At 71.4% G+C, this 20470-nt stretch carries 20 protein-coding genes and 1 pseudogene; 11 read left to right on the plus strand and 10 right to left on the minus strand.

Annotated features, from left to right (window positions below; translation table 11 throughout):
- Positions 1-22: 22 nt before the first annotated feature.
- Both V1633_RS08435 and V1633_RS08440 read right to left on the minus strand, forming a co-directional pair.
- Positions 23-973 carry an LppU/SCO3897 family protein gene (locus V1633_RS08435; RefSeq protein WP_331213620.1) on the minus strand — a complete coding sequence of 317 codons (951 nt, stop codon included), beginning with the start codon at positions 971-973 and terminating at the stop codon, positions 23-25.
- A gap of 337 nt (positions 974-1310) precedes the next feature.
- Positions 1311-3143, minus strand: coding sequence for a proline--tRNA ligase (locus V1633_RS08440; RefSeq protein WP_331213621.1), 1833 nt, complete (start codon positions 3141-3143; stop codon positions 1311-1313).
- 182 nt (positions 3144-3325) lie between these two features.
- Here V1633_RS08440 and V1633_RS08445 point away from each other — a divergent pair, with 182 nt between their 5' ends.
- Positions 3326-4099 (plus strand): SGNH/GDSL hydrolase family protein, encoded by a 774-nt coding sequence (locus tag V1633_RS08445; RefSeq protein ID WP_331213622.1) that lies wholly within the window; start codon positions 3326-3328, stop codon positions 4097-4099.
- A 46-nt stretch (positions 4100-4145) separates the two neighbouring features.
- On the opposite strand, the gene V1633_RS08450 is transcribed toward V1633_RS08445, so the two are convergent.
- On the minus strand, positions 4146-4742 hold the full coding sequence (locus tag V1633_RS08450) for a pentapeptide repeat-containing protein (RefSeq protein WP_331213623.1): 597 nt from the start codon (positions 4740-4742) through the stop codon (positions 4146-4148).
- Positions 4743-4804: 62 nt separating this feature from the next.
- Between V1633_RS08450 and V1633_RS08455 the strand changes: the two genes are divergently transcribed.
- Positions 4805-5707 (plus strand): sulfurtransferase, encoded by a 903-nt coding sequence (locus V1633_RS08455; protein WP_331213624.1) that lies wholly within the window; start codon positions 4805-4807, stop codon positions 5705-5707.
- A 102-nt stretch (positions 5708-5809) separates the two neighbouring features.
- On the opposite strand, the gene V1633_RS08460 is transcribed toward V1633_RS08455, so the two are convergent.
- From V1633_RS08460 to V1633_RS08470, 3 genes are all read right to left on the minus strand, one after another.
- A complete protein-coding gene (locus tag V1633_RS08460) occupies positions 5810-6892 on the minus strand; it encodes a polysaccharide deacetylase family protein (RefSeq protein ID WP_331213625.1) in 1083 nt (360 codons plus the stop codon).
- A 368-nt stretch (positions 6893-7260) separates the two neighbouring features.
- Positions 7261-8091, minus strand: a complete 831-nt coding sequence (locus V1633_RS08465; protein WP_331213626.1) for an alpha/beta hydrolase family protein — start codon at positions 8089-8091, stop codon at positions 7261-7263.
- Positions 8092-8169: 78 nt separating this feature from the next.
- Positions 8170-9474: a YncE family protein gene (locus V1633_RS08470; RefSeq protein ID WP_331213627.1), complete on the minus strand. Its 1305-nt coding sequence runs from the start codon at positions 9472-9474 to the stop codon at positions 8170-8172.
- Positions 9475-9547: 73 nt separating this feature from the next.
- On the opposite strand from V1633_RS08470, the gene V1633_RS08475 reads away from it, so the two are divergent.
- The 3 genes from V1633_RS08475 (at position 9548) to V1633_RS08485 (ending at position 11362) form a co-directional block, all read left to right on the plus strand.
- The gene (locus V1633_RS08475) at positions 9548-9859 is read left to right on the plus strand and encodes a hypothetical protein (RefSeq protein ID WP_331213628.1); all 312 of its coding nucleotides are present in this window, start codon (positions 9548-9550) and stop codon (positions 9857-9859) included.
- Positions 9860-10370: 511 nt separating this feature from the next.
- Positions 10371-11183 (plus strand): helix-turn-helix domain-containing protein, encoded by an 813-nt coding sequence (locus tag V1633_RS08480; RefSeq protein WP_331213629.1) that lies wholly within the window; start codon positions 10371-10373, stop codon positions 11181-11183.
- Positions 11174-11362, plus strand: coding sequence for a DUF397 domain-containing protein (locus V1633_RS08485; RefSeq protein WP_331213630.1), 189 nt, complete (start codon positions 11174-11176; stop codon positions 11360-11362). The genes V1633_RS08480 and V1633_RS08485 overlap by 10 nt, the downstream gene beginning before the upstream one ends.
- Positions 11363-11382: 20 nt before the next feature.
- Here V1633_RS08485 and V1633_RS08490 read toward each other — a convergent pair whose 3' ends face one another.
- On the minus strand, positions 11383-12204 hold the full coding sequence (locus V1633_RS08490; RefSeq protein WP_331213631.1) for an NAD(P)H-binding protein: 822 nt from the start codon (positions 12202-12204) through the stop codon (positions 11383-11385).
- A 146-nt stretch (positions 12205-12350) separates the two neighbouring features.
- Between V1633_RS08490 and V1633_RS08495 the strand changes: the two genes are divergently transcribed.
- The 4 genes from V1633_RS08495 (at position 12351) to V1633_RS08510 (ending at position 15363) form a co-directional block, all read left to right on the plus strand.
- Positions 12351-12818 (plus strand): helix-turn-helix domain-containing protein, encoded by a 468-nt coding sequence (locus tag V1633_RS08495; protein ID WP_331213632.1) that lies wholly within the window; start codon positions 12351-12353, stop codon positions 12816-12818.
- Positions 12811-13206, plus strand: coding sequence for a DUF4180 domain-containing protein (locus tag V1633_RS08500; RefSeq protein WP_331213633.1), 396 nt, complete (start codon positions 12811-12813; stop codon positions 13204-13206). The genes V1633_RS08495 and V1633_RS08500 overlap by 8 nt, the downstream gene beginning before the upstream one ends.
- Positions 13203-14099 carry an aminoglycoside phosphotransferase family protein gene (locus V1633_RS08505; RefSeq protein ID WP_331213634.1) on the plus strand — a complete coding sequence of 299 codons (897 nt, stop codon included), beginning with the start codon at positions 13203-13205 and terminating at the stop codon, positions 14097-14099. Before V1633_RS08500 ends, V1633_RS08505 begins: the two co-directional genes overlap by 4 nt.
- 112 nt (positions 14100-14211) lie before the next feature.
- Complete coding sequence (locus tag V1633_RS08510; RefSeq protein WP_331213635.1) at positions 14212-15363, plus strand: hypothetical protein; 1152 nt, start codon at positions 14212-14214, stop codon at positions 15361-15363.
- A 117-nt stretch (positions 15364-15480) separates the two neighbouring features.
- Here the strand turns inward: V1633_RS08510 and V1633_RS08515 are convergent, their stop codons facing one another.
- Positions 15481-16089, minus strand: coding sequence for an NUDIX domain-containing protein (locus tag V1633_RS08515; protein ID WP_331213636.1), 609 nt, complete (start codon positions 16087-16089; stop codon positions 15481-15483).
- A gap of 95 nt (positions 16090-16184) precedes the next feature.
- Positions 16185-16835 carry a TetR/AcrR family transcriptional regulator gene (locus V1633_RS08520; protein ID WP_331213637.1) on the minus strand — a complete coding sequence of 217 codons (651 nt, stop codon included), beginning with the start codon at positions 16833-16835 and terminating at the stop codon, positions 16185-16187.
- Between the two features lie 158 nt (positions 16836-16993).
- Between V1633_RS08520 and V1633_RS08525 the strand changes: the two genes are divergently transcribed.
- A complete protein-coding gene (locus V1633_RS08525) occupies positions 16994-17587 on the plus strand; it encodes a TIGR03086 family metal-binding protein (protein ID WP_331213638.1) in 594 nt (197 codons plus the stop codon).
- A 36-nt stretch (positions 17588-17623) separates the two neighbouring features.
- Here the strand turns inward: V1633_RS08525 and V1633_RS08530 are convergent, their stop codons facing one another.
- Positions 17624-18961, minus strand: coding sequence for an MFS transporter (locus V1633_RS08530; RefSeq protein ID WP_331213639.1), 1338 nt, complete (start codon positions 18959-18961; stop codon positions 17624-17626).
- Positions 18962-19491: 530 nt separating this feature from the next.
- Between V1633_RS08530 and V1633_RS08535 the strand changes: the two are divergent.
- Positions 19492-20469 (plus strand): annotated as a pseudogene (locus V1633_RS08535) (TerC family protein); the annotation flags it as partial.
- Position 20470: the final 1 nt, after the last annotated feature.

Raw genomic sequence — 20470 nt, forward strand, 5'->3', positions numbered from 1 at the left:
CGGTGGGTTGCCCGAACGCCGCCTATTTCTCGCCGAGGCAGAGCAGGACGTCGACGACATCCGGTAGGAGGTTGGCGCTCAGTTCGGACTCCCAGTCCCAGGAGTAGGTGCCGACCGCGCCGGGGACGTCGTCACAAGCCGTCTCCGTCTCGGCCTTCAGTACGTTGTCAAACCGCTTGAGCACGGTGTACTCGGCGTCCGCGCCGGAGCAGTCGACCCGGTACGTCTCGTCACCGGTCTGGCCGAGGCAGTCGCCCTCCTTCGCCACGTTCACCGCCCTGGCCGGGTCGACGTCCTTCGGTCCGATGCAGACGTTCCCGGTCTCGTTGGTGATCGACCGGGTGGCGCCGGCGACGTGGATGCAGGAGCCGTCGGAACTGCTCGCCGCCACCTGGAGCGCCTTGTGGGTGGCCGCCGCGTCGTCGCAGCCGACGATCCGGTACGGCGAGTTCCGGTCGCCCGGGGACTCCCGTACGCAGTCACCGGCCGTGACGTTGTTGATGTGGTCCTCGTCGGCCAACGAGCGGAGCACCGACTTGCCGCCGTTGATCAGAGCCATCGTGACCAGGGCGCCGAGCACGCCGACGGCGATCCGGACCGGCAACGGCCACCGCTTCTTCGGCCTCTCCGCCGGGCCGCCGGCGGAGGCGAGATCGTCCGGTCCGTAGGACAGCGGGTCAGCCGGCTTGGCTGGTGAAGGATCGGCCTGCCCGGTGGACGAGGGGTGGTCCGGACCCGCGGGCGGGACCTCAGCCGGCGTAGCGGCCGGTGCGACAACGGCGGCCGTGTCCGTGGCGTCGCGCTCGGTGGTGGTCGGCTCGGCACCGGCCGGATCGGCGTCGGCTGACCCGGCAGCGGGCGGCTCGGCGGGAGCTGGCGTGACCGCTTCGGCGGCGGAGGGCTTGGTCGCCGAAGCCGGGACGTCGCCCGTCGGCGGCGCATCCGACGGGCCGTCGATCTGGTCCGTGGACATGGCTCACCTCATTGGTGATCAACTGGAAGGACCGCTGACTATAACCCAGCGGCGGCCACAGAACGGGGCCGCTCGCATTGACGGATATAAGCCTGAAATCGGACGTATGCCCTGGTGATCGCGGACGAGTTAGTCGTGATTGGGGTGGGTCGAGCAGGTATGGGCCGTCGGACCGGCACCGCCGTGTGCAGGACGCACAGCGAGGCGCGGTAGCCGTCCGGTCCGACGGCAGGCGAGCCGGACGGCCAACCAGGGCCTGTGTCGCAGTCGGTTGGTCACGGCCATGCGTTGAGCACGGCGATCTGTACGGGGCCAGGTGGCGACTTCGACACCCGCCCTAGGACCGGGCCGGCCCGCCGAGTCGGTCCCGCAGCTCCGGCACGGTCAGCTCGACGCGCTCGCCGGTGGCCCGGTCGCGCAACTCGACGTACCCGTCGGTCCAGCGGCGGCCGACCACGACGGTGCGGGGGATGCCGAGCAGCTCGGCGTCGGCGAACTTGACCCCGGCCGAGACCTGGGCGCGGTCGTCGACCAGCACCCGCAGCCCCCGGGCGGCGAGCTGCCCGCCGAGTTCCACCGCCGCCTCCGCCTGCGGGCCCTTGCCGGCGGCGACCAGGTGTACGTCGCACGGCGCGACCGCCGCCGGCCAGACCAGGCCCCGTTCGTCGTGGTGCTGTTCGGCGATCGCCGCCACCGCCCGGGAGACACCGATGCCGTAGGAGCCCATGGTCAGCCGGACCGGCTTGCCGTCCGGTCCGAGTACGTCGACCCGGAACGCGTCGGTGTAGCGGCGGCCGAGCTGGAAGACGTGCCCGATCTCGATGCCCCGTCGTATGGTCAGCGCCCCCGGCCGGCAGGCCGGGCAGGGGTCCCCGGCCCGGACCTCGGCGGCCTCGATCGTGCCGTCCGGGGTGAAGTCGCGTCCGCAGACCACGTTGACGGCGTGCCGGCCCGGCTCGTTCGCGCCGGTCAACCAGGCGGTGCCGGGAACGACCCGGGGGTCGACCAGATAGCGGATGCCGAGCTTGTTGAGCAGCTGCGGCCCGAGGTAGCCACGGACCAGCTCGGGGGCGGCCGGAATCGCCGCGTCGGCACTGCCGGCGGTCGTGGTGCTGCCGGCGGTCACACCGGTGTCGACGGCGGTGTCGGCGCCCGTGGCGTTCCAGTCGTACAAGGTGGCGGTGGCCGGGCTCAGTACCGCGTCGAGTCGCTTCAGGTCCACCTCCCGGTCCCCGGGCACGCCGATCACCAGCAGTTCCGGCTGCGGGACACCGGGACGGCGTACCGAGACGACCACGTTCTTCAGGGTGTCGGCGGCGGTCCAGTCGCTCCGACCACCGAGCCGGCGGGCGTTCGCCAACCCGACCAGGGACTCGATCGTCGGGGTGTCCGGCGTGTCATGGGTCTCTGCCGGCGGGTGGGCGTGCAGGTCACCCGCGGGCGGCGGCGGGGTGGTGACCGCCTCGGTGTTGGCGGCGTATCCGCAGGCGGTGCAGCCGACGAAGGTGTCCTCGCCGACCGGGCTCCCGGCGAGGAACTCCTCGGAGGCGGAACCGCCCATCGCACCGGAGGTCGCCGAGACGATCGTGTAGTCCAGGCCGAGCCGGTCGAAGATCCGCTGGTACGCGGTGCGGTGCCGCTCGTACGCCGCCCGCAGCCCGGCGTGGTCCAGGTCGAACGAGTAGGAGTCCTTCATCAGGAACTCGCGCCCACGCAGCAGCCCGGCCCGGGGGCGTGCCTCGTCCCGGAACTTCGTCTGGATCTGGAACAGCGACACCGGGAAGTCGCGGTACGAGGAGAGGGTGTCCCGGACCAGCAGGGTGAACATCTCCTCGTGGGTGGGGCCGAGCAGGTAGTCCACGCCCCGCCGGTCCTGCAGGGTGAAGATGTCGTCGCCGTACTCGGTCCACCGGCCGGTCGTCTCGTACGGCTCGCGGGGCAGCATGGCGGGGAAGAGCACCTCCTGGCCACCGATGGCCAGCATCTCCTCCCGGACGATCTGGGTGACCCGGTCCAGCACCAGCCGACCCAACGGCAGCCAGGTGTATCCGCCCGGTGCGGCGCGGCGGACGTACCCGGCCCGGACCAGGAGCCGATGACTCGGCACCTCGGCGTCGGCCGGATCCTCGCGCAGCGTACGCAGGAACAGGGTGGACATCCGTAGCAGCATTCGGGCAGCGTAGTACCGCTCCGGTCGACCGGGCACCCGGGTTTGTCCGCCGGTGTCGGATCTGGGTGGCGGGCGATCGGACTGTCTTGCCGGTCACCTTCGGCCGGCGGGTGTACCCGTGGGTAGGTACGGCTGTCAGACTGGCCGACGGTCTGTGGGGAGTAGGGCGAGGGGGGCGCGGGATGCGCTGGCGCAGCTTCGTGGCGGTGGGCGACAGTTTCACCGAGGGACTCGACGACCGGTATCCGGTCGGCGGCGGCTACCGGGGTTGGGCGGATCTGGTCGCCGCCACGCTGGCCGCCGGTGCCGGTCCGGAATTCAGGTACGCCAACCTGGCGATCCGGGGCCGGCTGTTCGGCAACGTCGTCGACGAGCAGGTGCCGCCCGCCCTGGCGATGCGCCCCGACCTGATCAGTTTCGCCGCCGGTGGCAACGACGTACTGCGCCGCAACTTCGAGCCCGGCGTCCTGATCGAACGCTTCGACCAGGTGGTCGGCGAGCTGCGGGCCAGCGGTGCCGACGTACTGCTGTTCCGGTTCGCCGACCTGAGTGGCCGACTGCCCGGGCAGCGCATCGTCGGCCCCCGGGCGGCGGTGCTGAACCGGGCGGTCGGCGAGACCGCGCAGCGGCACGGCGCGATGCTGGTGGACCTCTTCGCCGACGACGTCTTCCGGCACCCGGCACTGTGGAGCGAGGACCGGCTGCACCTGTCCGAGGCCGGGCACCGCCGGGTGGCGGCCCGGGTGCTCGCCGCCCTCGGCCTGCCCCCGGACGAGCGGTGGCTGGTGGTCCCGCCCCAGTCGGCGCCGGCCCCGTGGCTGGCCGCGCGCGGCGCGGACCTGCGCTGGGCCGGCCAGCACCTGGCACCGTGGATCAAGCGACGGCTCACCGGCAGGTCGTCCGGTGACACGATCACCGCCAAGCGGCCCGAACTGGCCCCCTTCACCGAGCTGTAAGGAAGGGCCCCCTGTTATCGCTTTCGGTTGTATAAGGGCCCCCTCCTCACCCCGTGAGGTCGAAGCCGAGGGCCTGGGCGAGCACGACCGCCTGCTCGGCGGTGATGATCGCACCGGTCCGTTCGACGGCGGTCGGGTCGAGTGCGCTGAGGTCGCTGCCGCGCAGGTCGCAGCGGGTCAGCTGGGTACCCCGGAAGACCGCGCCGGAGAGGTCGGCGTCGGCCAGTACGGCGTCGGTGAGGTTCGCTCCGGTCAGGTCCGCCTCGCGCATCCGTACCCCACGGATGGTGATGCCGCGCAGGTCGGCGCGGGGCAGCCCGACAAAGGACCAGTCGCCGCCGAGCACCGTCAGCGGGCGCAGGTCGGACTGGTCGAAGACGCTGCCGACCAGCTTGCAGCCGGTGAACTCGGCCTCGAAGAAGTTGCAGCGTCTGAACGTGCAGCGCAGGAAGGCCGAGTCGACGTGCCGGGAGGCGTTGAACCGGACGTTGCCGAAGGTGCAGTTCGTGAAGCTGACCTGTCGGCTGACCGCCTCGGTCAGGTCGACGTCGAAGAACTCGCAGTCGACGTACTCCCGGTCGGCCAGGTCCTCGCCGTACCAGTCCTCGCGTCGGAAGGTTTCCGCGCGGATCGGCTCCGTCATGTGGCGACGCTAACCGACCGAGCCGACCTTCTCGGGACGCGGCCCGGCGTACCGTGGGGATCATGCCGATGCCGAGTGATCCCGCGCCGAGTCTCCAGGGCTACGCCGACCCGCAACGCCTGGTCACCACCGAGTGGCTGGCCGAGCACCTGGGCACCGACGGCCTGGTGGTGATCGAGTGTGACGAGGACGTGCTGCTCTACGAGACCGGGCACATCCCGGGCGCGATCAAGGTCGACTGGCACCTGGAGCTGAACGACCAGGTGACCCGGGACTACCTTGACGCTGAGGCGTTCGCCCGGCTCTGCGCGGCGAAGGGGATCGGCCGGGACGACACGATCGTCTTCTACGGCGACAACTTCAACTGGTGGGCGGCGTACGCGCTCTGGGTCTTCACGCTCTTCGGCCACGCCGACGTACGCCTGCTCGACGGCGGCCGGCAGAAGTGGGTGGCCGAGGGGCGGGAGCTGACCCGGGAGAAGACCGAGCGGGCCCCGGCCGAGTACCCGGTGCCGGTCCGCGACGACACGCCGATCCGGGCGTACCGCGACCAGGTGCTGGCGCACATCTCGGCGGCCCGGCCGCTGGTCGACGTCCGGTCCCCGGCCGAGTACACCGGCGAGTTGACCCACATGGAGGCGTACCCGCAGGAGGGTGCGCTGCGCGGCGGGCACATCCCGGGTGCGGTGAACAAGCCGTGGAAGTCGGCGGCGAACGAGGACGGCACGTTCAAGAGTCCGGAGGAGCTGAAGGCGATCTACGCCGACCAGCTGGGACTCTCGCCGGACGACGACGTGATCGCGTACTGCCGGATCGGCGAGCGGTCGAGTCACACCTGGTTCGTGTTGCGCCACCTGCTCGGCTACCCCCGGGTGCGCAACTACGACGGCTCGTGGACCGAGTGGGGCAACCTGGTCCGGGCGCCCGTGGTGAAGGGCGACCAGCCGGGCGGCCTGGCTGGCTGATCCCGCCGGAGGCGGGAAGCGTGGACGAGCAGGGGCCCGGCGCGGGAAGCGCCGGGCCCCTGGCGTACGGGGGGTCAGCCGCCACTGCGCGACGGGCGATTGTCAGGGACTGCTGCAGGTCACCGACGGGGTGGCCGCGCTACCGCTGCCGACGAACCCGAACGTGGTGCTCTGCCGGGCCTGCAGACTGCCGTTGTGTCCGGCATTGCGGACCGTCACCGAGCTTCCGCTCTGGGTAAGTTGGCCGTTCCAGAGGCTGCCGATGGTCTGACCACCGGGCCAGGTCCACCGCACGGTCCAGCCGTTCAGCGCGGAGTTGCCGGTGTTGGTGACGGTCACCTCGGCCTGGAATCCGCCACCCCAGCTACCGGTGCTGCGGTAGGTGGCCGAGCAGCCGGCGGTGCCGGCGGGCGGCGTGGTCGGGTTGCCGGTCGGCGGGTTGGTCGGGGGGTTGGTGGGCGGGTTGGTCGGCGGGTTGGTGCCGTCCGGCGCCACGGCCCGACCGGTGCTCGGCGAGATCATGCCGGGGCAGAGGCCCCGGTTGCTGAGGTTGGCCACGATCTGCGGGATCGCGTTGATCGTGGTCTGGTAGCCGTCGTGCATCAGGATGACGCCGCCGTTCTGCAGGCTGTTCGCCGCCTGCACGATCTGGGCGGTGCTGGCACCGTTCCAGTCCTGGGAGTCCACGGACCAGAGCACCTCGGTGAGGCCGTACTGGGCCTGGACCGACCGCAGGGTGGCGTTCGTCTCGCCGTACGGCGGCCGGAACAGTCTCGGCGCGGTGCCGGTGGCCTGCTGGATCGCCTGCTGCGTCTGACTGATCTCGGAGGTCATCTGCTGCTGGCTGAGCTGCGTCATGTGCGGGTGCGACCAGCTGTGGTTGCCGATCCACATGCCGGCCTGCTGCTGGGCCCGGGCCAGCGCGGCGTTCTGTTGCACCCGCTGTCCCATGTTGAAGAAGGTGGCCCGTGCGCCGGCCGACCGCAGCGCGTTGAGCAGGGCGGTGGTGGTGCTCGGATTCGGGCCGTCGTCGTAGGTCAGGGCCACGTAGCCGGTGCACGGGGCCGCGGCGGCGGGCTGCGCCGGGGCCGCGACGGTCAGTGCCACGACACCGCTGGCGATCGCCAGGGCAGAGGTCGCGAGCGTGACGGCCAGGCGTCTCGGGAATCGGGGTGGCTGGGGCATCTGGGCTCCTCGGAGATGGCGGGACGGCCCGCCACCGGTGGGGGTGGTGGTGGGGCGATCACGGCGCGCGGCGGTGCCGGAAGCGGGTGATGCGGACGGTTCGCCTCCTTGACGACACGTGATCGACCTCCGCGATCGCATTGAAATATTTCGTAGTATCACTCGAAACAAATCGGCGAGCAAGGGTAGATGATGTTCGATCTATGAAGTCCCCGCGCGGGCACGCGTTTCCACTGCTCAGGCCGATGGGCGCAGGGGCGCCTCCGAGGCGGCCCGTGCGTATGGTGAGGGTGCGGACGGGCCGACCACGTCGGGTCGGCCCGGGTCTCGCGGCGGCCAGCGGGACGGAGGATTCCGGAAAAGTTCCGTCAGGCCGGCAGGGTACGACCGAAGAAGGCGAGCGCCTCCCGGATCACCTCGGCCCGGGTCTCGGCCCGCACGGCGAAGTCGTAGTGGGCGGTCTCCGGCAGACAACGCGCGGTGGCGCCCGGAATGTGCTCCTGGAAGACCAGCGCGCCCAGCGCGCCTGGCGCCTGCTCGTCAGCCGCGCCCCAGAGGCCGCCCACCGGCACGCTGATCCGGCTCAGACTGGCCGGATCACAGACCATCCCCAGCACCGGCGCCAGCTGGAACGCGCACCGGACCCGGCGGTCGGCGACGTCCACGTCGCAGGCCGACATCGAGAGCGCGTACGCCAGGGCCGGATCCCGCTGCCGGATCTCCTGGATCAGGTTGGGATATTCCGGCAGGTTCGTCTGGTCGGGCTCGTCCAGGAGCAGCCGGTAGCGGCGTGGCGAGATCCGGGCACCCACCAGGGCGGCCACCGTGTAGCCACCGAGCGAGAAGCCGGCCGCACCGACCCGGGTCAGGTCGATCCCGGGATCGTCGGCGAGTGCGTCGAGCACGATCGTGAAGTCGCGGGGCCGCTCCCAGACGAACGTGAACCCCAGCGCCACGTACGGCTCCGACGCGGTGTTGCCGTGGTGGTCGACCCCGGCGACGGCGTACCCCGCCCCGGTCAACTCCTCGGCGAGCCAGCCGAATTCCTCCGCCGATCCGCCGGTGCCGTGCGAGAACAGCACCAGCGGGGCAGCGTCGGTGCGGTCCGGTCGCCACAGCGTGGTCCGGATCGGGCGTGGCGCACCCGGATCGGTCCAGTGCGCCCGGTCCACATCGACGAGCGAGAGTATCTCCGGCATGTCCGGCAGGCTAGCCACCACCCGCCACCCGCCGGGCTCAGCTGGTCGGCCCCGGACTCCGGCCGCCGGACACCGGGCTCAGTCGTCGGTCACCAGCCGTCGCACTGCCGTCAACCCGGGTACGTCGATCCGCTGCCGTACCGCACCGCTGGACGGGTCGACCACGAGCAGTGCGTCGGGCTGACCGACGTACGCCCGGGTGCCGTCGGCGGAGCCGGCGAGTCCGCGTACCTCGGCGGGAGTGGACCACCGACCGGCCGTGCCCTCGTCGACCACCCTGACCACCTCCCGGCCCGCCCCGACCAGCAGCGTCTTCGCCCCGGCGAAGGCGGCGAAGGCGGCGGCACCGGTCGCCGACCCGGCCGGTGGCTCGAACCGGACGGTTCTGCTGACGAGAAGCTGCTCCGGGTCGATCGCGGCCAGCGTGCCGCTGCCGGTGTCCACGACGTAGAGGACGCTGCTGTCCGGGCTCAGCACGATGGCGTGCCCGGCGGCGGCCCGTTCGCCGAACGGCGCCGGCAGGTCGACGCAGAACGCCCACCGTTCCGCGAGGGTCAGCGTGTGGACAAAGGCGTGTACGTGCGGGGCGTCCGGGCGGGCCCCGCCGATCCGGTCCCGGGTGTGCACGTGTTCCGGCTGGTGGGTGTAGAGGGTGAAGAGCCGTTGCCGCTGCTGGTCGTGCACGGCCTGCCGCCCCTCGCCGCGCATCTCCTCCTCGGCGCCCGGCGGTATCGCGGACTTGGTCCGGGTCACCAACGCCTGGAGTTCTCCCGAGGCGAGGTCGACGACCCGGACCCGGTAGCGGTCCGGCGCGGTGGGCGGCAGGTAGTCGAGGACGAAGAGCACCTCACCGGAGAGGTCGAACGCCTCCGGTTCCAGGTTGCCGGGCAGTTCCAGCCGGCGGCGCTGGCCGGCGCCGTCGGCGACCACGATGGTGGTCCGCTCCCGTGGCCCCGGCCGGTACGGGTCGTGTCCCGGGCCGGCGTCGGTGGCGAGCGCCACCAGTTCGCCGTTCGCGGAGGTGGCCCGGACGGCGAGTTCACCGGTCACGTTGCCGCCGCTGACCACCGCCCCGTCCGGCAGTCGATGGCTGGTCAGCCGGGTGACCGCCCCCGCCGCCGTACGGTCGGCGCGGACCAGTCGTCGGGTGTCGCCGCTGAGCACCGCCGGGGCGGGCTCGACCAGGATCCGCCCGTCCACCGCGTTGATCACCGCCAGCGCCCCGCCGGTCGTCTCCACCACGAGTACGTCGTCCGCCGCCCCGCCAGCCCGGCCCTTGTCGCCCTGCGCCGCGGGCTGGCGCCGACAGCCGGCGACGGTCAGTACGGCGCCGGCGCCCGCCATCCCGCCGACCAGTCGCAGCATCTCGCGTCGTGTTGTCATGCCGGGTAGAGGCACGACGTACCGGTCGGGTTCCAGGTCGGCGTTTCAGGGGCGGGGCGGCTCATCGGAACGGGTGCCGGCCTCGGGGCCGACGACGGTTGCCGCCGCCGTCGGCCCCGAGGCGGGCGCGGGTGATGAGCAGGCGTTGGCGCCGGCGATCCGGGTGACTGGCCGATGTTGTTCATTCGGCGGTGCCCGGGGAGCGGTGACTCTGGAACCGGTGGTTCTGCGACCGTTGAATCCGGGACTCGTCAAGCTGCGACTGCTGGATCCGGGGCTCGTCAAGCTGGGACTTGTCGATTTGGGACTGCTGATTCCGGGACCGGTGCTCCTGGGCCGGGGTGAGTCGTCCGGCATGGCCGATCTGGTGCATTCCAGAGTGTGAATTCCACCATGGAAGTTCATTTCTCGGCCAGGGTGTGGGAAACGCCCGTAGGGCATTCGGCATTCTGGCCCGGCCGACCACCGGACCGTCGGGAGGGGGCGGCGGAAACGGCCTCGGGGTCGACCCGACGGTGTCCGGGCAGCGCCACCGCAACCCACATCGGCAGTAGCGCCACCAGCGCCGCCAGTCCCGGCGATGCCGTGGGCCGAAGGGCACCCCTTCCCGGGTACGTCGTGCCATGTCACCGCCCTCCTTCCGTCCGGTTTCTGCTCGGTGTTGGTCGCGGGGCCGCCCGGGAGAAAGGGGGGAAGGGGTTTTCCGGAGCGGCCCCGCGCGGTTCCGCCCGTCCTATTGACACCCCGAGCGGTTCCGCTGACTTCCACTCTGGACAAGCGACTGTCTGTTGCGATAGATGTGGGACGCGTTGGTCGCGAGACTGTCGGATCCCGATGGATCATGTGGCGTGTTGTGGCGCGCTGTGGAGTCGACCTTTCAGCCTGAGGAGGACCGGATGGTGACCGGGGCTCAACAATCCATGATCGCGTTTATCGTCGACGAGATCCGGCGGGCGAGGCTGATGGCGGAGCTGACCCAGGAGGTGTTCGGGCGGGGCGTCGGCTTCTGTGCGTCGCAGGTGAGCGCGGTCGAGAACGGCACCCGGGCGCTGACCCTCGACTACGTCCGGGGAGCCGACGCGACGCTGAAGACCGGCGGCCTCTTCGAGCGCATGGTGGTCAGGCTCAAGCTCGACGGCGAACCGTCCTGGTTACGTCAGTGGATCGAGATCGAGGAGAAGGCCGCGGCGCTGCGCTGGTTCGAGAACACTGTCGTCCCCGGCCTGTTGCAGACCGAGGCGTACGCCCGGGCGATCTTCGCCGGGATGGGCGTGCTCAGCAGGAGCGAGGTGGACGAGCGGGTCGCCGCCCGGATGGATCGGCAGGCCGTGCTCTCCAGGGAGAAGCCGCCGCAGATCTCCATCGTGCTGGACGAGGGGCTGCTGCGCCGCCCGGTGGGTGGGCCGAAGGTGATGCGCGACCAGTTGCATCATCTGGTGGCCGTGGTCAGCGAGTTGCCGCAGATCCGGATCCAGGTCGTGCCGACCGAGGCCGGCGCCTACGCCGGACTCACCGGCCTATTTGAGATCGCCACGCTGTCCGATGGCGAGACCGTGGCCTTCCTGGACAACTACTTGCAGGGCATGGTGGTGCACGAGCCCTCGGAAGTACTGTGGATCGGCAGCGTGTGGGAGTCGATCCGCGGCGAGGCGTTGCCGCACCACCAGTCGATCAAGCTGATATCGGAGGTGGCGGAGAGATGGAACTGACCGGAGCGACCTGGCGCAAGAGCAGCCGCAGCAACGGAGCGAGCGGCAACTGTGTCGAGGTGGCCGACAACCTGCCGACGGTGGTCGGGGTACGGGACAGCAAGGACCCGACCGGTCCGGCGCTCACCTTCGACCCTCGGGCCTGGCGCGCCTTCGTCCACTCGATTGCGACCAACTGACCTTTCCGGGCGGGGTTTGCTCAGCCCTGGCTGAGCGCATACGTCACGGCCTGCCGCAGGCTCGTCGGCGGACGGCCGAGTAGCTGGCGCAGGTCGTCGGTCTGCCGTTCCAGCATCCCGGACCGGGCCAGGCCCATCAGAAAGCCCATCGCTCCCGGGATCGCCCCGGGCTCCTCCCGGTGTTCGACCCGGGTTCCAGTGATCTCGCCGAGCACCTCGGCGAGCTGCGGATACGTCCACAGCGGCCCGGTCAGGTCGTAGCCGCGCCCCAGGTGCGTGTCGTCGGTCAGTACGGCTGCGGCGGCCTCGGCGAGATCCGCCCGGAGTGCGGTGTTGAGACCACGGCCGCCGGTGCCGCTGACCAGCGTTCCGGATTCGACCGCTTTCCGGAGGCCGGGGTTGACGAACGCCTCGGTGTAGAACGGGTGCCGCAGCATGACGTACCCGAGCCCGCTGTCGAGGATCGCCCGCTCGGTGGCGTGGTGGGCGGCGTTCAGGCCGTCGCCGCTGCGGTCAGCCCCGAGAAAACTCGTGTACGCGATGACGCGTACGCCAGCGGCGCCGGCCGCCTCGACGGTGGTGAGATGCTGCCGGATCCGGCGGTCCGGTGCCAGTTCGGGCGAGGAGATCAGTAGCAGCCGTTCCGCGCCCCGGAACGCGGACTCCAGACTCGCCGGGTTGTCGTAGTCGCCGTGCCGTACGTCGATACCGAGCGCGGTCAGGTCGGTGTGCCGAGCCGGGTCGCGTACGGCGGCGGCCACCTGTCCGGCCGGTACCCGGGTCAGGAGTTGGCTGATGACCAGCCGGCCGAGTGCGCCGGAGGCCGCGGAGACAACGATCATGCATGTCCTCGTTGAGCTGCGGGGTTCGTTGGTTTGACCATGATCAGGAAACACCCCGGCCCCGGGCGACGCCACCGATATTCGGTGGACCTCCAGCGCTGCCGATGGTTCGCTATCGTTCCCTATCCGAGTTAGGTTAGGGCGTGATGGGGAACGAAATGTACTCGGTCGAGCAGGTGGCCGAGCGGCTCGGCCTGCACGTCCGCACCGTGCGCGGCTACATCCGCACCGGGCGGCTCCGGGCGGTCCGAATCGGCAAGCAGTACCGGATCAGCCGCGCCGACCTCGACGCGCTGACCGGCGTGCCGGGGCCGACAACACCCGGTGCCGGCGGCGCGGGACGCCCACCGGTCGAGGTGTCGAGCATCGTGCAGATCGACGGCGTCGACCGGGCCGCCGCCGACCGGCTGGGCACGCTCGTGCTGGCCGCGGCGAACACCGCTCCCGACCCTGCCGACCCGCTACGCGTACAGACCGTGCACGACGAGGAACGGAACCGTATGAAGATCGTGATACTGGGCGGGGCCGCCGCCACCGCCGACGTGCTGCGACTGGTCGAGGCGGTGCTCGACGGCGACAACGGGCTGCTCGCCGGGGAGGTCGGCGATGCCTGACGTGATCCAGGAACGGGCCGGGGTCCAGGTGCTGGTCTGCGACCCCGAGGGCCCGCCGATCGCCACCGAGCAGGACGCGCTGGACCTGATCGGCGCGGCGTTCCTCGGCGCCGAGGTGGTCGCCGTACCCGCCGAGCGGCTCGACGAGCAGTTCTTCTCGCTCGGCACCCGGTTCGCCGGCGAGGTCATGCAGAAGTTCGTCAACTACCGGCTGCGGCTGGTGGTGGTCGGCGACATCTCCCGACACCTCGCCGACAGTTCCGCGCTGCGGGCCCTGGTGCAGGAGTCGAACTCCGGCGGCCACGTCTGGTTCGTACCCGATCTCGACGCGCTCGACGAACGGCTCCGTGCTGCCGTCGCCACGCGCCCGGGGCGCCGGCCGGCATGACAATGCACGCCGACGAGATCGACGTCTCTCCGGAGCTGGTCGCCCGGCTGGTCGCCGGGCAGTTTCCGCAGTGGGCGGGGCTGCCGCTGCGGCCGGTGCCCACCGCCGGCACCGTCAACGCGCTGTACCGGCTCGGCGAGCGGATGGTGGTACGACTTCCCCGGGTCGCCTGGGGTGCCGACACCGAACTCGCCGAACGTCGGTGGCTGCGCCAACTGGCCCCGTACCTGCCGGTCGCGATCCCCACCCCGATCGAGACCGGTGAGCCCACCGACGAGTACCCGTGGCCCTGGCTGGTCCTCGACTGGCTGGACGGCACGAACCCGATCCCCGGCCAGCTCACCGCCCCGGTCGAGCTGGCCGCCGGACTGGCGGAGCTGGTCCGTGCGTTCTGGCGCATCGACCTCCCGGACGCGCCGAGGGCGTACCGGGGTGGGCCGCTGGACACCCAGGACCCGCACGTCCGCCAGGCCATCGCGGAGCTGACCGGGACGATCGACACCGACGCGGCCGGCGCGGCGTGGGCGGCGGCCCTGGCCGCACCCGCCTGGACCGGCCCACCCACCTGGGTCCACGCTGACCTGATGCCCGGCAACCTGCTGACCACGGTGGACGGGCGGCTCAGCGGCGTCATCGACTTCGCCACGGTCGGGGTGGGCGACCCCGCCTGCGACCTGATCGTCGCCTGGAACCTGCTCCCGGCCGGCGTACGCGCCGACTTCCGGGCGGCGGTCGGCGCCGACGACGCCACCTGGGCACGGGCCCGGGGTCGGGCGCTCGCGATCTCCCTGATCGCGCTGCCGTATTACCGGCACACCAACCCGAGGTTCGCCGCCGAGGTGCGGTACACCATCAACGAGATTGTCGCCGACCACCGGCAGGATGTCGGCTGACCGGACCGTAGGCTCCTGAGCTCAGGGGACATGGCCCGGGATGGTCGGTCCCACGAGTCTATCGGGGCCGGTAGTTCGGGAATCGGAACAGGCGGAAGACGGGATCGGCGGCGTGGCGGGTTGGTCTGCGATGGCGGGTACGCACGAGTTCGTGGTGCCCGACGAGACACACGCCCGGGAGTTGACGCAGGCCCTGGCGGCGTACGGGTTCCCTGTGGTCAAGGCCCGGCCGTCAGATGGCGACGGATGGCGCGTGACCGTGCTGGACGAGGGACCGTATCCCGTCGACGCCCTGGGTCACCGCCAGATCGAGGCGGTCGCCCGTGCCGCCGCCAGAATCGCCCGGCAGCACAGCGGCTACGCCCGCGGAGGCACCCGGTGCGACGTCAGCCAGCTGACCGTGCTCCGCGGTCCCGACGCCCCGTACGTCTCCACCAACCCTGGCGCGCGTCCGCCGATCCCGACCATCACCGTCGTTGCCCCGCCAGCCCCGGCGCCGTTGGCGCTGACCCCGGACGAAGCCCAAGCCCGACCCGTCGACCTTCCGGGGCTGGACGATATCCCGTGGGCCGAGTTGGAGCACGCCCACGGCTCGGCCGAGGACGTCCCCGAACTGCTGCATACGCTGGCGACATCCCCGGCGGACGACTGGGACGAGATCCTCGACGAGCTGTTCGGTGACGACCTGCTGCACCAGGGCACCTGCTACTCGGCCACCGCGCCGGCGCTGCCCTTCCTCACCCACATGATCGTGTCCGGGACGCTTCCCGCCCGGCAGCGGCTCGACCTGTGTGTGTGGCTGCTCCTCGCGTCCGGTCGGTGGGCGGGCAGCCTGCTCGCCGACGCCGATGCCGCGCTGGTCCAAGGCCGTCGGCCCGAACCGGCGGGCTGGACGGAGGAGGTGCACCGCACCGTCGGCGAGCAACTCCCGGCGCTGCTGACCCGCTGGGAGGCCGAGCCATCCGCGGTGCGGTACGTGCTGGCGTGCCTCGCCGGGTTGCATCCACACCACGGACGGCGGTTCGGGGCCCAGGTCGACGCCATGGTGCGGGAGTTCCGTGGCACCGGACCGGGCGCGTACCTGCTGCTGGCCGACGCACTCGTCGACGGCCGGGACGATCAGGCGTTCGCGCTCGCGACCGACATCACCGCCTGGGAGGACGGCCTCGACCCGGGATGGCTCGATGCCGCCGGTGTCACCGTCGCCGTGAAAGCGGGCCACGTGCTCGCCGAAGGCGCGCTGCGAGCCCTCAACGTCGAGTAGGCGGTCCTGGGCAGCACCCGGTTCCGTACGCCCGTTGTCCGTCGGATGCCCAGCTCTCGTGCGGGCCGGATCCTGCCAGGAATGGGCCTTCCGCCATGGCCGGACCCACCAGGGCGATCAGTCCGGACTGCCCGCCGCGGCCTGGTCGAGTTCGCCGAGCTTCGTCAGGAAGCGAAGGAAGTGCGGGTCGAAGCGGGCCGGGTCGGCGGCGAACAGCTCGGCCGGTGACCACCAGCGGACCTGGCGGAACTCGCCGGCGTCCGGCGTGACCGGCTGCTCGCGACCGCACTCGACCAGGAACCAGAGGCTGACGTCGGTGTGTCCGGCGTCGATGCCGACGGTCCGGGTCACGGTCAGGAACACCGGCCGGTCCCGGAACCGCACCCGGTGACCGGCGGCGTCGTCGTCGGAGACGAGGCCCAGTTCCTCCGCCGCCTCCCGGCGGGCGGTGTACGCCGGATGCTCGTCCGGGTCGACGTGCCCACCCGGCGGCAGCCAGAGCCGCGCGTTGACGTGGTCGACCAGCAGCACGCTGCCGTCGGCCGGATCCACCGGTACGACGTACGAGACCAGGTGCCGGTCCGGTGTCGCCGGCTTGACCCGGCGGAACACGTCGTCGGTGCTCCGCAGCCAGCGCAGCGTCTCTGACCGGTGTTCCTCCTCCAACCGGTCGCCGGGCACCAACCCGGAGACGAGATCGTGCACCACCGCCACCGACTCACGCATCCGACGATCATGCACCAGATCGTGGCGCTGGGTCATCCGTTGTCGAACGGCTGCGCCAACAGATCGTCGACCAGCCGACGCCTCCGGCGGCAGCGTCAGGTGGTGCGGTTCCAGCGGGCACCGGCTTCGGCCCGGGTGGGGGCGCTGCCGGTCATCGCGCCGTACGAGGTCGCCGCCGTCCGTAGGCCGGCGAGGTGCACGTCGAGGTAGCGCCGGCGCAGCTCACGGAGGCGTGTGGCATCGCCGAGCCGGATCGCGGCGAGTTGCTCGTAGATCATCGGGAGGTCGGTGATCTCGACGTCGTTGCGGACGACACCGGCCTGTTGGGCGCGGTGCAGGATCTCCGCCGCGAGCGCACCCGCCCGTACCGCGAGGTCGCGGTGCTCCGGCGTGGGGGTGAACCGACCGGCGAGATGCACGGTGAGGGAGTGGACGTCGGCGTCGACGATGCCCCGCAGGAACTCGACGAACGCCTCCCACGGGTCGGGCACCTCGCGCGCCGACTCGGCGATCGTGACGAACTGGCGTAGCCCGTCGAGACAGAGGGTTGCCAGCAGGGCTTCCTTGCTGGGGTAGCGCCGGTACAGGGCACTGATCCCGACGCCCGCTGCCCGGGCGACCGCGCCGATCGGAGCGTCCGGCTCCGCGAGGAAGACCGTCCGTGCGGCGTCGAGGATCGCGCCGTCGTTGCGGGCGGCCTGGGCACGTCGGCCGTTGAGAACCTCCCGTACGTCCTGCTCTGTCATGTGGCGCTCTCCGTTTGTCCGGATGGTTGCGGCGACATCCCCAGGCTAGCAGTTGTGCGGAACGGAACGTTCCGTTACTGTCTTCGGTGCCGGAACGATCTGTTCCGTTCCGGAACCACCCGCGATCGTGCCCCGCACCGCCCTATCGAGGAGGAACCATGACCGCGACCACGACCTGGACGATCCTGGATCGTGCCTACGCGGCCCTGCGCGACACCACCGCCGCGCTGACCGCCGCCGACCTCGACCGGGCGACTCCCTGCGTCGAGTGGAACGTCGCCCAGGTCCTCCAGCACTCGGCCGGAGACCAGCTCGCCTTCGCCTCGGCGATCACCGGGCAGGGCGGGCCGACGGAAGACCCGTTCGCCCCGTCGGGCATCCTGGCCGGCACCCCGGTCGACCTGGTGGAGTCGGCCCTCACCGCGTCGGCCGCCGCCTTCGCCACGGTCGACCCGTCCGGTACGACGCCGACCCCGTTGCCGCACGGCGCCCTGCCCGCCGCCACTGCGGCCGGGGCCGCCGCCCTCGACGCCGGGGTCCACGCCTGGGACGTCGCGGTCGCGACCGGTCAGCGATCGCCGCTCGACGACGACCTCGCCGCGCAGCTCCTGCCCGTGGCCCGGGCGATCGTCGAACCGCTGCGCCAGTACGGCGCCTACGTACCCGCGCTGACTCCCGGCGAGCACGACGGCGCGGCGGCGCATCTGCTCCGTTACCTCGGCCGTGACCCGCACTGGACGCCGGAGAGCTGACGTCGCCCCCGGTCACCCTCGACTGCTGGCGCACTGTCAGGAAGAGCCCCTTCCTGACACTCGCCACGAGGCGAGGGTCGCCAGGGCGAAAACTGCGGTGGCGGCGTACAGCACCGGCGGCAGGCCGACGGCGGAGCCGAGCAGACCGGCACCGGCCGCGCCGACCGGGGCGGCCAGCAATCCGACCGTACGCTGGGCGCTGCCCACCCGACCGAGCAGTTCGGCCGGCACGTGGCGCTGCCCGTACGCCACCCAGAGGGCGTTCCAGCACGCGGTTCCGGCGGAGAAGAGTGCCAGGGCGACCGCCCCCGGCACCGGATGCCGGGCCAGCGCCAGTACGCCGATCGCGACCGTCTCGGCGACGAGTACCCCGCGCAGCGCGGGCAGGGTGCCGTAGCGGGTGCCGAGCCGACCGGCGAGCAGTCCCCCGCCCAGCGATCCGACCACCGCCGCCGACATGAACAGCCCGTACCCGGCCTCGGGTACGTGCAGCACCTCCAGCGCGTACAGCACGACAACCGCGATCAGGCCGCTCGTCGCCAGGTTGGTCACCATGGTCAGGCCGGTGATCCGGCGGAGTGCGTCGTCCCGCCAGATCCAGCGCAGACCCTCGCCGAGTTCCGCCCGGAACCGCCCTGACCGGTCGGCCAGCCGGGCTCCCGGTGTCGAGCCGGTCGCCGGCGCCGGTTGTCGGCCCGGCAGCGGGGCGGCACCCGGCGGGCCGGCCGCCGGTGCCGGCGGCCGGGAGGCCGTCGACCCTGACAGGGCTGCCGCCGGGTGTCGGGCGGGCGAGGGGACCAGCGTCGGGCGCAGGGCGAGGGCGAGCAGGGCGGCGACCGCGAACGTCACGGCGTCGATCGCGAACGGCAGCGCCGCCGAGATCGCGAAGAGCACCCCGGCCAGCGGGGCGCCGACAAAACCGCCGGCCACCGCCGTACCGGCCTGCAGCCGGCCGTTCGCGGCGGCGAGCCGTTCCGCCGGTACGACAGCGGGCAGCATGGCGAACGCGGCCGCGTCGAAGAGTGTGCCGAGGGTGGCGAGCAGGAACGCACAGCCGGCGAGCAGCACGGCGCCGACCGGCCCCGGGCGGATCGTCCCGGCGGCCACCAGCAGCGCGAACGCCCCCACCAGCGCCGCCCGTACGCCGTCCACGGTCGCCATCGTCCGGCGCCGGTCCCACCGGTCGGCGTACACGCCGCCGAGCAGCCCGAAGAGCAGTGGCGGGAGTTGGCCCGCGATGACCACCGCCGCGATCGTCCGCGGGTCCCGGCTCACCGTCGCGGCGAGCAGCGCCAGTGCCGGATTACGTAGTGCGTCGCCGAGTCGGGACAGCACCGTGGCTGGCCACAGTGGCCAGAATCGTCGATCCGTCACGCGCCGTACCGTCCCTGGCCGGAGAGCGGTACACCCGGGAGTGGGTGTACCTGGGGTGAGCGGAAGCACCCGGGTGGGAGCACCGGCTGCCGAGGGTGGTCCCTCAGCCTGGTCGAGGGTCAAGCCGGGCGTCGCCGGCCCGGGAGACGGGCGCGGCGTCCCGCCTGATCCGTTCCGCGCTCTCTGGGGTGATCGACCCCGGACGCCCGGGATGATCGGGTTCGGTTGTTCCGCAGGTGGCCAATGGGTGGCCGGCAGATGAACGGCAGGTTGACGGCGATGTGCCGAGTTTCCCGGGACGTCGCGGCGGGCGCCGCGATGTGGCACCATGACCGCCAAGGAGGGGAGTATTCCCCGACGGCGATGTCGTCAGCACGGAAGCCGGTCGGCGTGAGTCGGGCGGTGACCCGGCACCGCCGGCCACTGGCGTGATCACGCTCAGTGGTGGAAAAGACCTCCGACAGACACCACCCCTGTTCGTCACCTCGTGGCGACGACGCGTGCCTGCCGGAGGAAACAACGTGGAAACGATGGACGTCAGTGGCCTGGTCTGGGGAATCAGCCTGGTCGTACTGGTCGCGGTGCTGCTCGCCGACCTGTTGATCATCGGGCGCCGACCGCACGAGCCGAGCATCAAGGAATCCGCGCTCTGGGTCGCCCTCTACGTCGGCCTGGCGGTGCTGTTCGGAATCGGCGTATGGGTGTTCGGCGGCGCCAAGTTCGGGGCCGAGTTCTACGCGGGCTGGCTGACCGAGTACAGCCTCTCGATCGACAACCTCTTCGTCTTCGTGATCATCATGAGCCGGTTCGCCGTACCCCGGTACCTCCAGCAGGAGGTACTGCTGATCGGCATCATCCTGGCCCTGGTGATGCGGGGCGGGTTCATCGCGGCCGGCACCGCGCTGATCACCCAGTTCGCCTGGGTCTTCTACATCTTCGGCGCGTTCCTGATCTACACCGCGATCGGCTTCCTCCGGCAGGGTCACGTCGACGGCGGCGACTTCAAGGAGAACCCGGCCATCCGTTGGGCCCGGCGGGCAGTGCCGTTCTCCAACAACTTCCACGGCGTCAAGCTGACGACCCGGGACGAGACCGGCAACCGGCTCTTCACCCCGATGCTGATCGTGCTGATCGCGATCGCCACCACCGACCTGATCTTCGCCCTGGACTCGATCCCGGCGATCTTCGGCGTCACCGAGGACCCGTACCTGGTCTTCACCGCCAACGTCTTCGCGCTGATGGGGCTGCGCCAGCTCTACTTCCTGCTCGGCGGGCTGCTCGACCGGCTGGTCTACCTCAACATCGGCCTCGCCGCGGTACTCGGTTTCATCGGCGTCAAGCTGGTCCTGGAGGCCCTCGCCGACAACAACCTGCCGTTCGTCAACGGCGGCGAGCACGTCGAGTGGGCGCCGCACATCCCGATCCAGGTCTCGCTGACCGTGATCATCGGAACGTTGCTCATCGCCACCGTGGCCAGCCTGGTGAAGTCCGCCAAGGACGGTCGCAAGG

The organism is Plantactinospora sonchi (genome assembly GCF_036422035.1).
Lineage (GTDB): Bacteria > Actinomycetota > Actinomycetes > Mycobacteriales > Micromonosporaceae > Plantactinospora > Plantactinospora sonchi.

Bases quoted from the DNA above. Each gene is read 5' to 3' on its own strand.
- V1633_RS08445 (WP_331213622.1), top strand. From the start codon at position 3,326: ATGCGCTGGCGCAGCTTCGTGGCGGTGGGCGACAGTTTCACCGAGGGA.
- V1633_RS08520 (WP_331213637.1), bottom strand. From the start codon at position 16,835: ATGACAGAGCAGGACGTACGGGAGGTTCTCAACGGCCGACGTGCCCAG.
- V1633_RS08465 (WP_331213626.1), bottom strand. From the start codon at position 8,091: ATGCCGGAGATACTCTCGCTCGTCGATGTGGACCGGGCGCACTGGACC.
- V1633_RS08515 (WP_331213636.1), bottom strand. From the start codon at position 16,089: ATGCGTGAGTCGGTGGCGGTGGTGCACGATCTCGTCTCCGGGTTGGTG.
- V1633_RS08525 (WP_331213638.1), top strand. From the start codon at position 16,994: ATGACCGCGACCACGACCTGGACGATCCTGGATCGTGCCTACGCGGCC.
- V1633_RS08470 (WP_331213627.1), bottom strand. From the start codon at position 9,474: ATGACAACACGACGCGAGATGCTGCGACTGGTCGGCGGGATGGCGGGC.
- V1633_RS08460 (WP_331213625.1), bottom strand. From the start codon at position 6,892: ATGCCCCAGCCACCCCGATTCCCGAGACGCCTGGCCGTCACGCTCGCG.
- V1633_RS08505 (WP_331213634.1), top strand. From the start codon at position 13,203: ATGACAATGCACGCCGACGAGATCGACGTCTCTCCGGAGCTGGTCGCC.
- V1633_RS08450 (WP_331213623.1), bottom strand. From the start codon at position 4,742: ATGACGGAGCCGATCCGCGCGGAAACCTTCCGACGCGAGGACTGGTAC.
- V1633_RS08435 (WP_331213620.1), bottom strand. From the start codon at position 973: ATGTCCACGGACCAGATCGACGGCCCGTCGGATGCGCCGCCGACGGGC.
- V1633_RS08500 (WP_331213633.1), top strand. From the start codon at position 12,811: ATGCCTGACGTGATCCAGGAACGGGCCGGGGTCCAGGTGCTGGTCTGC.
- V1633_RS08495 (WP_331213632.1), top strand. From the start codon at position 12,351: ATGGGGAACGAAATGTACTCGGTCGAGCAGGTGGCCGAGCGGCTCGGC.
- V1633_RS08490 (WP_331213631.1), bottom strand. From the start codon at position 12,204: ATGATCGTTGTCTCCGCGGCCTCCGGCGCACTCGGCCGGCTGGTCATC.
- V1633_RS08480 (WP_331213629.1), top strand. From the start codon at position 10,371: ATGGTGACCGGGGCTCAACAATCCATGATCGCGTTTATCGTCGACGAG.
- V1633_RS08440 (WP_331213621.1), bottom strand. From the start codon at position 3,143: ATGCTGCTACGGATGTCCACCCTGTTCCTGCGTACGCTGCGCGAGGAT.
- V1633_RS08485 (WP_331213630.1), top strand. From the start codon at position 11,174: ATGGAACTGACCGGAGCGACCTGGCGCAAGAGCAGCCGCAGCAACGGA.
- V1633_RS08455 (WP_331213624.1), top strand. From the start codon at position 4,805: ATGCCGATGCCGAGTGATCCCGCGCCGAGTCTCCAGGGCTACGCCGAC.